11 protein-coding genes are annotated in these 13,229 nt (G+C 66.5%); 4 read left to right on the forward strand and 7 right to left on the reverse strand.

Annotated elements, in window-relative coordinates; genetic code table 11:
* Window positions 1-97: 97 nt before the first annotated feature.
* From P0Y50_15875 to P0Y50_15890, 4 genes are all read right to left on the reverse strand, one after another.
* Complete coding sequence (locus P0Y50_15875) at window positions 98-1,078, reverse strand: nitronate monooxygenase family protein (protein ID WEK41593.1); 981 nt, start codon at window positions 1,076-1,078, stop codon at window positions 98-100.
* Entirely contained in the window at window positions 1,075-3,393 is a 2,319-nt protein-coding gene (locus P0Y50_15880) for an enoyl-CoA hydratase-related protein (protein WEK39992.1), read from the reverse strand. The genes P0Y50_15875 and P0Y50_15880 overlap by 4 nt, the downstream gene beginning before the upstream one ends.
* Entirely contained in the window at window positions 3,380-5,509 is a 2,130-nt protein-coding gene (locus P0Y50_15885; protein ID WEK39993.1) for an acetate--CoA ligase family protein, read from the reverse strand. Before P0Y50_15885 ends, P0Y50_15880 begins: the two co-directional genes overlap by 14 nt.
* A gap of 104 nt (window positions 5,510-5,613) precedes the next feature.
* Complete coding sequence (locus P0Y50_15890; protein WEK39994.1) at window positions 5,614-6,807, reverse strand: acyl-CoA dehydrogenase family protein; 1,194 nt, start codon at window positions 6,805-6,807, stop codon at window positions 5,614-5,616.
* 101 nt (window positions 6,808-6,908) lie between these two features.
* Between P0Y50_15890 and P0Y50_15895 the strand changes: the two genes are divergently transcribed.
* Both P0Y50_15895 and P0Y50_15900 read left to right on the forward strand, forming a co-directional pair.
* Window positions 6,909-7,754, forward strand: coding sequence for an SDR family NAD(P)-dependent oxidoreductase (locus P0Y50_15895; GenBank protein WEK39995.1), 846 nt, complete (start codon window positions 6,909-6,911; stop codon window positions 7,752-7,754).
* Between the two features lie 3 nt (window positions 7,755-7,757).
* Window positions 7,758-8,537, forward strand: coding sequence for an enoyl-CoA hydratase/isomerase family protein (locus P0Y50_15900; GenBank protein WEK39996.1), 780 nt, complete (start codon window positions 7,758-7,760; stop codon window positions 8,535-8,537).
* A gap of 3 nt (window positions 8,538-8,540) precedes the next feature.
* Here the strand turns inward: P0Y50_15900 and P0Y50_15905 are convergent, their stop codons facing one another.
* Both P0Y50_15905 and P0Y50_15910 read right to left on the reverse strand, forming a co-directional pair.
* Window positions 8,541-8,921 carry an EthD domain-containing protein gene (locus tag P0Y50_15905; GenBank protein WEK39997.1) on the reverse strand — a complete coding sequence of 127 codons (381 nt, stop codon included), beginning with the start codon at window positions 8,919-8,921 and terminating at the stop codon, window positions 8,541-8,543.
* Window positions 8,922-8,923: 2 nt separating this feature from the next.
* Complete coding sequence (locus P0Y50_15910; GenBank protein WEK39998.1) at window positions 8,924-9,949, reverse strand: NADP-dependent oxidoreductase; 1,026 nt, start codon at window positions 9,947-9,949, stop codon at window positions 8,924-8,926.
* A gap of 235 nt (window positions 9,950-10,184) precedes the next feature.
* Here P0Y50_15910 and P0Y50_15915 point away from each other — a divergent pair, with 235 nt between their 5' ends.
* Entirely contained in the window at window positions 10,185-10,976 is a 792-nt protein-coding gene (locus P0Y50_15915) for an SDR family NAD(P)-dependent oxidoreductase (GenBank protein WEK39999.1), read from the forward strand.
* Between the two features lie 432 nt (window positions 10,977-11,408).
* Window positions 11,409-12,071, forward strand: a complete 663-nt coding sequence (locus P0Y50_15920) for a TetR family transcriptional regulator (GenBank protein ID WEK40000.1) — start codon at window positions 11,409-11,411, stop codon at window positions 12,069-12,071.
* A gap of 12 nt (window positions 12,072-12,083) precedes the next feature.
* Here P0Y50_15920 and P0Y50_15925 read toward each other — a convergent pair whose 3' ends face one another.
* Window positions 12,084-13,220, reverse strand: coding sequence for an acyl-CoA dehydrogenase family protein (locus tag P0Y50_15925; protein ID WEK40001.1), 1,137 nt, complete (start codon window positions 13,218-13,220; stop codon window positions 12,084-12,086).
* Window positions 13,221-13,229: the final 9 nt, after the last annotated feature.

Genomic DNA, 13,229 nt, shown 5'->3' on the forward strand with positions numbered 1-13,229 from the left:
GATAGGGAAGCTGTCCCTGAAACGCCGGTGATCCACGACCTCGTCGAATGCAGAAGGCCGGTCCATCACTGGACCGGCCCCTTCCATGCGCCTTAGATCAAGCAGCGACGCTCATGCCCGACAGGCGCTGACGGATCACCGCCTCGGCGTCGCTGACGATACGCTCGACCAACTCCCTGACCGTCGGCACGTCGTGGATCAGGCCCTGCACCGTGCCGGCCGTCCAGACGCCATGATCCAGGTCACCCGTCGCCAGCCCCTCGCGACCGCGCGCGCCCTTGACCAGATGCGCCACGTCCTCGAACGGCCGACCTTCGCTCTCCAACCGCAGCACTTCCTGACTGACGGCGTTGCGGGCCACACGGGCGCTGTTGCGATAGGTGCGGAAGATGATGTCCGTCGCCCGCTCGTCGTTGGCCACCATGGCCTGCTTGAAAGCGTCGTGGATCGGGGCCTCAACCGAGGCGCAGAAGCGCGTTCCCATGTTGATCCCGTCCGCGCCCAGAGCCAGAGCCGCCGCCAGACCGCGCCCGTCGCCAAACCCGCCCGACGCCAGGATCGGCACGCTCAGCCGGTCCGCCGCCGCGGGGATAAGCACCAGGCCCGGCACGTCGTCCTCGCCCGGGTGGCCGGCGCATTCGAAACCGTCGATTGAGATGGCGTCCACCCCCATCCGCTCGGCAGACAGGGCGTGGCGGACAGCCGTGCATTTGTGGATGATCTTGACCCCGTTGGCCTTGAAGTCATCGATATGCTCCTGCGGCTTGTAGCCCGCCGTCTCGACGATGGTGACGCCGCTTTCGATGATGGCGCGGCGGTACTCGGCATAGGGCGGGGGATTGATCGACGGCAGGATGGTCAGGTTCACGCCGAACGGCTTGTCCGTCCTCTCGCGCGTCCGCGCGATCTCCTTCGCCAGCGCTTCGGGCGTCGGCTGGGTCAGGGCGGTGAGGAAGCCCAAGGCCCCGGCGTTGGCCACCGCCGACACCAGTTCGGTCGTGCCGACCCACTGCATCCCACCTTGGGCGATGGGGTGCTCGACGCCGAACAGCTCGGTGAAACGTGTCTTCAGCATCAGCGTCCCTTCCATTGCGGCGTGCGCTTCTGGGCGAAGGCCGTTGGCCCTTCACGCACGTCAGCCGAACGGAACAGGGCGCGCACGGCCGGGTATCGGTTTTGTTGAACGGTGGCGTCGGCGACGGTCGTATCCAGCGCCTTCTGCACGATCTGCTTGGAGGCGCGCAGCGACATCGGGCTGCACTCCAGCATCTGCGCGGCCCAGCGGCGCGCGGCAGCCAGCGCCTCGCCGTCCGCCACGACCTGGTTGACGAAGCCCAGGCGTTCCCCCTCGGCCGCCTTCACGCGTCGCCCGGTCAGGATCATGCCCATGGCCTGTTTCAGGCCGATCTGCTGCGGCAGCCGCAGCAGACCGCCCGCCAGGGCCGCCAGACCCACGCGCGGCTCCGGCAAGGCGAAGACCGCCCCCTCGCCCGCCACGATGAGGTCGCAAGCCAGGGCGATCTCAAAGCCGCCGCCCATGGCCACCCCCTCGACCGCTGCGATCACCGGCTTGTCCAGATCGAAGCGAGCCGTCAGACCAGCGAACCCGGTGACGGGCGTCTCCAGCGGCTCGCCGCGCGCCATAGAAATGGCCGTGGCTTTCAAGTCGTTGCCCGCCGAAAAAGCCTTGCCGCCCGCGCCGGTCAGGATGGCGACCCATTGGTCGGGATCGGCGGCGAAGGCGTCGAAGATTTCGGCCAACTCAGCATTGGCTTGGGGGTGCAGCGCGTTCATCGCGTCTGCGCGATCAATGGTGACGATGGTCAGCGGTCCCTCGCGATCAACCCTGGCGAACCGGAGCGGACGCGACCGGGCTTGATCACCCGCTTCCCACACCAGCTTGCCGAAGGCGTCGAGGCGAACAAAGCCCGACGCCCCCACCGCCGACCGATCGGTCGAACGCAGCAGGTCCAGGCTTTCCGTATCGCTGGCGATGACCCGCGCCATCGTCCGCGCCCCGGTCGGCGTTCTCAGGATGACCACGCCCTGCAGCGGCTCGCCGTCGCGGGCATAGGTGATCGTATAGGTCTCGATCGCCGCCGGTCCCTCATAGGTCTCGAGCAATTCGGGAATGGGACCGCGCTCCGCCTCGGCCCGGTCCTGTACCGAATAGTCCAGAGCCAGCGGCCTGGGCGCCGGACGGTGGCTGACCACAAGGGCGTGGTGCTTGTTGACGTAGCCGCCCTGCCCATAAAGCAGACCAACCTCCTCGCGCGCCGCCCGCAGCTGCCGGGTCATCGCGCAGACCGCGTGGGTCATGTAGTTGTTCAGCGGACCGCCGAAGAAGGTCAGGCCGCCCGCCACCGTCGGGACGGTGGCCTCGAGGTCCAGTCCCAGGGTGCGCAGCGCCATTTTCGGAACCACCGGGAAACAGCTGTACAGTTCCAGCCGGTCAAAGGCCTTGGCGTCGCCGCCGACGATCTCGACCGCCGCCTCCAGCGCCGCCTTCTGGGCGGTGGAGTGATCATAGGCGTCGCGCAGCAGATAGTCTTCCGGCTCGCTGGCCGCCGCCCCGCCCCAGATATGAATAATCCGATCCTCGGGAACACCCGCAGCGCGCGCCGCCGCCAGGCTGGCCACGATAACCGCGCCCGACTGGTTCACACTGGGGTTGGCCACCATGAATTTCGGATAGGGCCAGTTGATCAGGCGGTTGTCCGCCGACGGCGCGCCGATGGTGTCGGCGTCCGGCGCGGTTTTGATCCAGGCCCCGTCGTTGGTCGCCGCCACGGCGGCGTAACGGCTCCACAGCAGGGCGGACTCGCCTTGCGCCTCAGCCGGCGTCTGGCCCCATGCGGCCTGGGCGGCGACTTCGTAGAAGGGATAGACCTGCGCCGGATCCATCATGCCCAGCGCCTTGGCCGGTCGGCTCATGGCGTAACGGCTGGCCGGGAAGGCCACGCTATCTTCCGCCGAGACTTGAGGCGTCCAGTTCAGACGCGCCTTGTCTTTCCGCGCGCGGTTGCGGGCGTTCATCGCCTCGCCGCCGACGATCAAGGCCACGTTCTGCTCGCCACGCGCGATCCGCACGGCGGCTTCGTGGATCAGACGGATCGGTGTCTCGCCGCCCATGCTGGCGTTGGTGCGGCGCGCAGGCGCGATGCCCAGCTTTTCACACAACAGGTTGACCGGATCGGCGTATCGCCAGCTGATCAGGCCGATCAATTCAATCGACTCGGCCTTTGACAGCAGGTCGCCGCCCGCGTCCCGCTCGGCTGCGCGCAGGGCCTCGGCCATCGACGCCACCGGTTCGAGCGCTTGGGTCACGTCGGCGGGGCGGTCGATGAACTCGCCGACGCCGACGATTACGGGCGTGGTTTCAGGCCTGCTCATGGCTGTCCTCCCAGATCACGAGGCCATCCAGGGCCTCGATGCGGTCGCCATTGCCAAGCAACGGATTCACTTCCAGCGACACCAGATCGGAGCCTAGCGCCAGGGCCGCCTCGCCGATGGCGACGATAGCGCGAGCGGCGGCGGCGCGATCCACCGCGGCCGCGCCCCGGAACCCGTCCAGCAGCACCTTGCCGCGCAGTTCGTCCATCATCTCCAGAGCGTCCGCCTCGGTGATCGGCAGCAGACGCAGGGACGTGTCCTTCAACGCTTCGACCAAGACCCCGCCCAGACCGACGGCGATGGCCGGTCCCCACTGCGGGTCCTTCAACGTGCCGACGAACAGTTCGACGCCCGCCGAACGCATCGGCGAGACGATGACGCCGTCGATACGCGCTTCCGGCCTGGCCGCCGCAACCCGGGCGCGGATATCGGCATAGGCTCCGGCCACCGCCTCATCGCCGCTCAGCCGCAGAGCGACGCCGCCGACCTCGGTCTTGTGGGGAATATCGGGCGAGGCGATCTTCAACACCGCCGGACTGTCGAAGCCGCGCGCCGTGTCGACCGCCTGTTCGGCGCTGGTCGCGACCACGCCCGGAATGACGGGCACGCCGTGCGAGGCCAGATAGTCCAGCACCCCACGCTCGCCGCCGCCGACTTCAGGGCGCCCGCCAGCGGCCCGGCCCAGATCGAGCGGCCGCGCTTTCGCCGACGACCAGCGGAACAGATGGCCTATCGCCGTCAGGGCGTGACGCAATCCCCCGCCGGAATAGGCGACGCCCGCCGCATCCGTCATGCCGCGTCCCTCGCCGCTGACCGGCGAGAAGGTGTGACTGAACATCAGGCCCGGCGTGGCGGCGTCCTTGATCCCCTGCCCCACCGCATCGATGAAACGGGCGGCGAAGCCGCGCGCATCAGCCTTGGCCGGGGCGTCGAAAACGAAGGACACCAGACCGATTGACGGATCGTTCGAAATGACGCGCAGGGCCTTGGCGATCAGGTCCGGCTGCGTCATCGCCGCGCCTGTCGTGTCCAGCGGATTGTTGGGCGTGGCGTAGGACGGCAGGGCTTCGCGCAGCGCCGTCAGGGTTTCGGGCGCCAGGGTCGGCAAGGACAACCCCTCCACCTCGGCCTGATCGACGGCGATCTCGCAAAGGCCGCCCGACATGGCCATCATGGCCAGACCCGGACGCTCGACCTTGCCGATGCGACCGATGACATCAGCGGTGACGACGAGCTCCTCCAGCGACCTGACCCGCACCACGCCCAGACGGCGACACAGAGCGTCGAACACGCGGTCATCGCCAACAAGAGAACCCGTATGAGCCTGGGCCGCTGCAGCCGCAGCCTCGCTGGTCCCGACCTTCAGCACCACCACGGCCTTGCCGGCGGCGTTGGCGGCCTCGACCGCGCGGACGAATCCGACAGGATCGCGCACTGTCTCCAGGAACAGGGCGATGGCGCGCGCCTCCGACCGATGCGCCAGATACTCGATGGCGTCGGCGATGGTGAGGTCCGCCTCATTGCCGGTCGAGATCATATGGGTCAGGGCGATCCGCTGTTGATAGGCGAACTGCTCCATCTGGCTGGCCAAGGCGCCGCTCTGGGACACCACGGCCAGGGTCGGGTTGGGCATGGGACGGCGCAGCGGCGTCGTCCAGATCGGTGTGCCGTCGGCGAAGTTGGCGAAGCCGAGGCAGTTGGGACCGAGGATACGGATACCCGATTCGCGCGCCGCCGCCGTCAGGGCCGCTTGTCGCTGAGCGCCGTCATCGCCGGTCTCGGCGAAGCCCGCCGACAGGATCACCGCGCCGCCGACCCCAGCCGTCTTCAAGTCCTGCAAGGTATCAGCCAGGGCAGCTTCCGGCACCATCAGCAGCGCCGCATCGATCGGCTCGCCAATGGCGGCGATGGACGTCGCCGCCTCGACGCCATGGATGACGCCGCCCTTTGGATTGACAGTAACGACGCGCCCTTCGAAGCCTGCGCGTTTCAGATTATCGAAGGCCGACACCGACCAGATCGACCGGTCCGAGGCGCCGACCAGGGCGATCGACCGCGGTCGGAACAGACGATCCAGCGACTGCAGCCGCTCCTGAAGATCAGTATCTTTATGCAAAGCCGTTTCCCCGTTCAGGCCCGCCCGAGACAAGGCCCGGCGCGTCGCTCTCTTGAGCAAAACCATAATGAGGCGACGATTTTAATCAATCGATTATCTATCAGTCAGTTCAGCATTTTCGACAGGTTGCGCCAAATGATGGTTTTCTGAACCTCGGTCGCCCCGCCATAGATGGTCTGCGCCCGCTCGAACAGATAGGCGGCGGACGCCGTGGGCGCGAACCCCAGAACCCCAGGCGCCGCCTCACGCCAGTCCGCGCCTTCGCGCGGCGGAAAGGCTATCTGGTCGCGGCCCGCCAGCAAAATCTCCAGAGCGGTGATCTTCTGCGCCAGTTCCGTGGCGCTGATCTTCAGCGCCGAGACGCCAATGGGGTCGACCTCGCCGCTGAGCGCGCGCAGGACCGAGACCTCCAGCACTTCGGCCTCGATTTCCAGCCGCGTCAGGCGCGCCATGAAGAGAGGGTCGTCGCTCCGCTTTCTTCCGCCGCTCCAGGCGGTCTCTGTCGCCAGGGCCCGGACGCGGGCCAGATCGGCCTTCTTGCGACCGACATGGGCGTACGACAGCCGCTCGGCCTTCAGCAGGACATTGGCATAGGTCCAGGCCTTGCCCTCCTCCCCGATACGGTTGGCGACCGGGACACGCACCCCGTCAAAGCTGACCCGGTTCAGTTCGTGCGAACCGTCGATGCCGATAATCGGATGCACCCGGACGCCGGGCGAGCGCATATCGACGCAGATCATCGACAGACCGTCCTGCCGACGCGGCTCGGAAGAGGTTCGCACGAGACAGAAAATCCAGTCGGCCCAATGGGCTGACGATGTCCAGATTTTCTCGCCGTGCAACACATAATGGTCGCCGTCTCGTTCTGCCCGCATCGAAAGACTGGCCAGGTCTGAGCCGGCTTCCGGTTCGGAATAGCCCTGGGCCCACAGGGCTCGGGACTCCAGAATATCGGGCAGCCAGGTCTTCTTCTGCTGCTCGGTGCCGAATGCGCAGATGATCGGGCCGATATAGATGACCGCCATGGGGATCAGGCCGGGCGCGCCCGCCCGTTCCAGTTCGCTTTCGAAGATATACCGCCGGATCGGCGTCCAGTCCGGTCCGCCATGCTCGATCGGCCAGCCCACCCCGAACCAGCCCCTGGCGTTCAACGCCTGCTGCGACCGGACATGATCCGCGCGGGTCAGGGGCTCGCCGTTCCGCATCTTGGCCAGAATTTCCACGGGATAGGCGCTGGCGAAATAGCGGCGCACGTCGTCGCGAAAGGCCAGATCAGCCGGATCGAATGATAGATTCACTACGCCGCTCCGCCTGGCTTCAGTCCCAATTTTAATTGACTGATGAAAAACTCGATGGCAAGCCGTTAGGCCTTAATTGAACATATAACCGGGAACGTCTCATGAGCGGTCGATTGCAGGGACGCGTGGCTCTGGTCACGGGCGCGGGCCGTTTGAGGGGGATAGGGCGCGCCACGGCCCTGAGGCTGGCCGCCGAGGGCGCAGCGGTGGTGGTGTCCGCCCCTTCTCGCGATCCCGCCTCCTTCCCCGAAGAGGAAAAGGCCTGCGGCTGGATGGGCGCAGCCTCGGTCGCCGAAGAAATCCGCCAGAGCGGCGGCCGCGCAATCTCGGTTGAGTGCGACGTGACCGACACGGCCCAGGTCGACGCCATGATCGAGCGCGCCCGCGCCGAACTTGGCACGCCCGACGCCGTCGTCAACAATGCGGGTACAGCCGGCGGCGCCGGCGGCGCGCCCCTGCTGGATATCGAAGACGATCAATGGCGCCGAACCATCGACATCAATCTGAACGGCGTCTTCCACGTCTGCCGCGCGGCAGGCCGGGCCATGCGCGCCGATGGAAAGCCGGGCGCCATCGTCAACCTGTCCTCGCTGGCGGGACGGACGGGTATGGCCAACTACGGCGGCTATTGCGCGTCCAAGTTCGGGGTTATCGGCCTGACCCAGCAGCTGGCGCTGGAGTTGGCCCCCTTGAGCATCCGCGTCAACGCCGTCTGCCCCGGGTCGGTCGACACCGACATGATGGACGGCACCTTCAACCGCCTGGCCGACCGCTCAAGCCGCAATGACTTCGACGCCATCAAACAGGCCGTGGCGCGCAGCATCCCCATGCGCCGCCAGGGACGGCCCGACGAACAGGCCGCGACGATCGCCTTCCTGCTAGGGCCGGACGCCGGCTACATCACGGGACAGACCGTCAATGTCGACGGCGGCGTCCGGTTCGACTGAGCCATGCCCGCCTCGGTCACCTTGGAGCGGCGCGACAGCGCCGCCATCATCCGCTACGCTAATGCTCCGACCGGCTTCATCAGCAACGGCGGGGCGGCCCAGTTGGCCGACGCCGTTCAGGCGGGGCTCGACGACGCCCAGACGCGAGTCCTGATCCTGACCGGCCAGGACGACGTCTTCATCCGCCATGCTGACGTGGCCCAGATCGCACGCGCGGCCCAAGCCGTCGCGGACGGCGCGATCCAGCCCGCCAGCTTCATCGGCGCGCCCTTCGACCGTCTGGGACGGCTGATCGAACGCGCGGACAAACCGGTCATCGCCGCCATCAACGGCGTCTGCATGGGCGGGGGCTTCGAAATCGCTCTCGCCTGCCACATGCGGATCGCCCAGGCCTCGGTTCAGGCGATCGGCCTGCCCGAAATCCGGCTCGACATCTTCCCCGGCGCTGGCGGGCCCGAGCGCCTGTCGCGCCTCATCGGGCCGCACCGGGCGCGACTGTTCATGCTGGACGGAAGCGTGGTGGGGGCGGACGTCGCCCTGGCTCAGGGCCTGGTTGACGCCGTGGCGCCCGACGCTCTGGTGGCCGCGCTGGAGATCGCCGCCGGATGGGCGGGGCGCAGCCAACGGGCCGTGGCCGCTATCCTGAGCCTTACGCAACCGGACGACGGCCACGCCGTCAACAGCGTAGAGGCGTTTGGCCAACTGCTGCGCGACGATGCGGCTATCCGTCCGCGCCTCGCTCGCTTCACCACCGACGGCGAGGCGCTGGACGCCCTGCCCTGACAGTCAGTCCGTCAGGGCGATGATCTCATGCTCGTAAGCATAGAAGAGCGGCGAAGCCTTCAGGTCGATGAAACGCTTCTCGTCCTCCAGCAGGCGCCGCCCCGCGGCACGGCCCTCCTTCGTCGCACCCGCAGCAAGAATGGCGTCCATGTCATCCCACCACAGCTCGGCAATGCCATCGTAAGGCGCCGCTTCAATCCCGCGCGCGTCGATCATCGGGGTCAGGCGCTGATCGGAAAAGGCGTGGCTCTGCACATAGCGGCGGATGTTGAGAGGACCGGCCGCCTGGCGCACCAGATCGGCATGATCCTCGCGCCAATAGCGCTGGAATTCTCCGTCCGTCAGCCCGGGTAATTTACGGATGCAGAAAATGATCTTGATCACGCTCAGGCCTCCGGCTCATCCGATATGCGGATCACCAGCTTGCCGTCATTGGCGCCGGTGAACAGCAGGCCCAGAGCGTCGGGAGCGTTCTCCAGCCCGTCGACGACGTGATCCTTCCACTGCAGACCCCCCTCGGCGATCCAGCGTCCGATATCGGCCCAGGCGTCGCGCGCGCGATGGAAATGATCGATGACGATGAAACCACTGACGGTCAGCCGCTTCATCAGCATCCGACCGAAATCCTTGGGGCCAGGGATCGGCCCCTCGTCGTTGTAGTTTGAGATCAGGCCGCAGACGGCCACGCGCCCGCCGATGTTCATGCGCTCATAGACCGCGTCCATGATCGGCCCACCGACGTTCTCAAACGCGGAATCGATACCGTCGGGGCAAAGACGATCCAGCGCCGCGCCGACGTCCTCTCGCTTGTAGTCGACGGCGCCGTCGAAACCGAGGTCGTCCGTCAGCCAGGCGGTCTTGGCGGGCCCGCCGGCGATACCGACGACGCGAGCCCCCTGGATGGCGGCGATCTGCCCCGCCACCGAACCGACCGCGCCCGCGCCGGCCGTCACCGCAAAGGTCTCGCCCGTCTTGGGACGGCAGATGTCCATGACCCCGACATAGGCCGTCAGCCCCGTCACCCCCAAGACCGACAGATAGGCGGTCAGCGGCACGCCCGGCTGTCGCTTGACCCTTTGCGTCCGGCCGGCGTCAGCGATCGTATAGAGTTGCCAGCCGCCATCCGGGGGAAGCACCAGATCGCCGGGCGCGAACCGTTCGGACCGGCTCTCAACCACCACGCCCAGGGTGGCGCCGCGCATGACGTCGCCCAGGCCGACCGGCGGCAGATACTGATCGCGATCACTCATCCAGATGCGGTTGGTCGGATCCAGAGACAGGTATATGTTGCGGATCAGAATCTGGCCGTCCGCGGGCGAAGCCGCCGGGGCCTCAACCAGTTGGAGATTATCTGTCGCCAACGACGCGGTAGGACGCTGCTTCAGGATCCACTTACGATTGATCAGGGTCATAGAGGTCTCTTGGCCCGCCGCAGACCTGCGGTCGTGAATAGGTGGGTCGGCTACAAACTTAACCGACCAGCTAAGTCGTCTATCCGCGTCCATGGGTTTTGGAAAGACGAGAGCATCGAAATTTAGTCGATCGATTGACGCCCACTTGAACAGAGGCCTAAATCCGTAGCGGGCGCTTACGCGTCAGGGCCTTTTCCCCAAAGGCCCGTCCTTTCCCGGAGATGCAGCGCCTTCCATGACCGACGTGAACCCCAGCACTAGCCCAGTCTTCGATCTCCGCGGACGCACGGTTCTCGTGACCGGGGCTTCGTCCGGCATTGGGCGCCGCTTCGCAAAGATTCTGGGTGCGAGCGGCGCAAATGTGGTGCTGGCCGCCCGCCGTCTGCCTCTGCTGCAACAACTCCAGACGGAACTCGAGTCGGACGGAGTTCAGGCGATCTCGGTGGCCATGGACGTCGCGGACGAGACCTCAACCATCTCCGCCTATGACGCGGCCGAGGCGGCCTTCGGTCAGGTCGACAGCGTGGTCGCCAACGCCGGCCTGAGCAGCATCGGACGCGCCATCGATCTGCCGATCGAGGAGTTTGACCGGGTGGTGGCGGTGAACCTGCGCGGCGTCTTCCTGACCGTCCGCGAGGGGGCGCGTCGGATGATCGCCAAGGGTTCCCAAGTGAGCGGACGCGGCCGGATCGTCATCATCTCCTCCATCACGGGACAGCAGGTTTCGCCGGGCCTGGCCTCCTACAGCGCCACCAAGGCGGGCGTCACACAGATGGGCCGCGTCCTGGCGCGCGACTGGGCGGAAAAGGGGGTCAATGTGAACACGATCGCCCCCGGCTACATGCACACGGACTTGACCGAAGGTCTGGCGGAATCACGCACGGGTCAGGCCCTGTTGGCCAAGTTTCCGCGCCACCGTTTCATGGACGCCGACGCCCTGGACACCACCCTGCTCTACCTCTGTTCGGACGCCAGCGCCCAGGTGACGGGCTCGGTGTTCACCATCGATGACGGCCAGACTCTGTAGGGCGCCAAGGGGACCGCTTTCAGCACTGAAGATCGTCGTTCTGGCGGATCACGGCGCTGAGACGCTCGCGTAGAACGACCGGGCGCCGCGCACGAACCGCATCGCCATTTCCGGCGCTTTGGGCGGCAAGGCCAGAGCCGACACCGTCCCTAATTCTAGTCGACGACCGACGCCTGCTTCGCCCCGTGCTGTCGATGGCCGAGACGCCGAAGCATTCGCCCACCGTCGCGCGCGGGACCTTCTTAGCCGTCGACGGCGCTTCCCAGCCAGCGCCCGTGCCTGCTATTCAGCCACGCCCTGCGCTCCACCTTGAGCGCCGGCCGCGCCAGAGCCTAGCAGTGGTAGATTTTTCAAGGACCTAGCGATGGCGACGCGCCTTGACCGAACGCCTAACCAACCGCTTAAATGGCTCCAAATCGAACGGACCTCCCGATGACTGATGTTGAAGCCACGAAATCCTCATCTCGCTCGCAGCTGCTGCAAGCAGCAGCGGCGTTGATGAGCGAGCGCGGCTCGATCGAAGTCTCCCTGAGCGAGATCGCGCAGAGGTCGCAGCTGAACTCGGCCCTGGTGAAGTATTATTTCGGCAGCAAGAACGGCCTGATGATGGAACTGGTCAAGGAGATCCTTGGTCGCGCCCTCGTTCAGATGGATGAACTGGTCGACATGGACCTGGCCCCGGTCGAGAAGCTGAAGCTTCACATCAAGGGCATCATCACCGTCTACTTCCGCTATCCGTTCGTGAACCGACTGATCCACGCCATGTTCCAGACCCCGGAGACGGCAAGGGAAGTGGCGGAGACCATTTCCAAGCCTCTGGCCGAGACCCAGCGCCGCCTGCTCGAAGAAGCCGTAGCCCAGGGCCGGATCCGCGAGATCGATCCGATGCTGTTCTACTTCATCGTCCTGGGCGCGTGCGACCACATCTTCTTCGGCCAGCACATCCTGCACCACTGCTTCGGCGTGGATGAAATCGACGACAACCTGCGCCGCCGCTACACCGACACCCTTCTCGACATGGTGCTGACGGGCCTGCTCATCGACAAGGACGGCGCCACCGCGGCAACGGCCATCAAGTCTGGCAAGGCGGCCTAGCCAAACGGCGCCCTAGCCGCCCGCCAAAGCCCCATAACGTTGGAGATGATGGTCCTCGTCGCCAAACTCGGCATCGATAGTCATGGCGCGCTTGAAGTAATGGCCAAGCGGCAGGTCGTCCGTCATCCCCATGCCGCCATGCAGCTGGATGGCGTTCTGGCCGACGAACCGGCACGCCTCGCCCACGGTGACCTTGGCGGCGGACACCGCCCGGGCGCGCTGCCGGGTCGACGCCTCCAGATTCAGTGTCGCTAACAGGACCGCCGAATCCGCCGCCTCGACCTGCATGAACATGTCGACCATGCGGTGCTGCAGAACCTGGAGCTCCGACAATGGTTTGCCGAACTGACGACGCTGGCTGGTATAGGCCACGGTGTCGCACAGCATCCGGCGCAGCACCCCGACCGCCTCGGCCGACAGAGCGGCGATGGTTTCGTCCGCAACCTTCTCGACCACCGGCAAAGCCTGTCCCGCCACGCCCAGCAAGGCCTCTGCATCCAGCCGCACATCGTCGAGCAGGACATCGGCGGCGCAACGTCCGTCTATCGTCGGATAGGGCTTCAGCGTCACGCCCGATTGGCGAGGGTCCAGCAGGAACAGCGACACCCCTTCAGGATCGCCCGGCGCCCCGTCGGTCCGCGCCGTTATGATCAGATGATTGGCCCCGGGCGCCGCGGTCACCAGCGACTTCATGCCCTTCACTCGCCAGCCGTCGCCGTCGCGCGCGGCCGTCGTCCTCACATCGGCAAAGGCATGGCGCGCCGTCAGCTCGGCCCAGCCGAAAGCCACCACAGCCTCTCCAACGACGATCCGGCGCAGCAGGTCATGGGCGACCGCACCGCCCGCCTCGCGCAACAGACCGCCGCACGTCACCACCGTCTCGATATAGGGCTCCAGCGCCAGGACCGCGCCAAGCTCCCCGGCGATCAGCATGACCTCGACGGCGCCGCCGCCCTGGCCGCCGATCGCTTCCGGCAGGGCCGCGCCCAGCAGGCCCAGATCCCTGGCCAGGGCGCGCCAGACCTCCGGCCGTCGTCCGGGTCCGTTGCGACTGGCCTCTGTACGGGCGGCGAAGGGATAGGCTTCGGCTAGGTAGCGTCGAAGCGTGTCACGCAGTTGCGACTGCTCGCTGGTCAGATCGAAATCCACGTCGGCTCC

The sequence above is a fragment of the Candidatus Brevundimonas colombiensis genome, assembly GCA_029202665.1.
Lineage (GTDB): Bacteria > Pseudomonadota > Alphaproteobacteria > Caulobacterales > Caulobacteraceae > Brevundimonas > Brevundimonas colombiensis.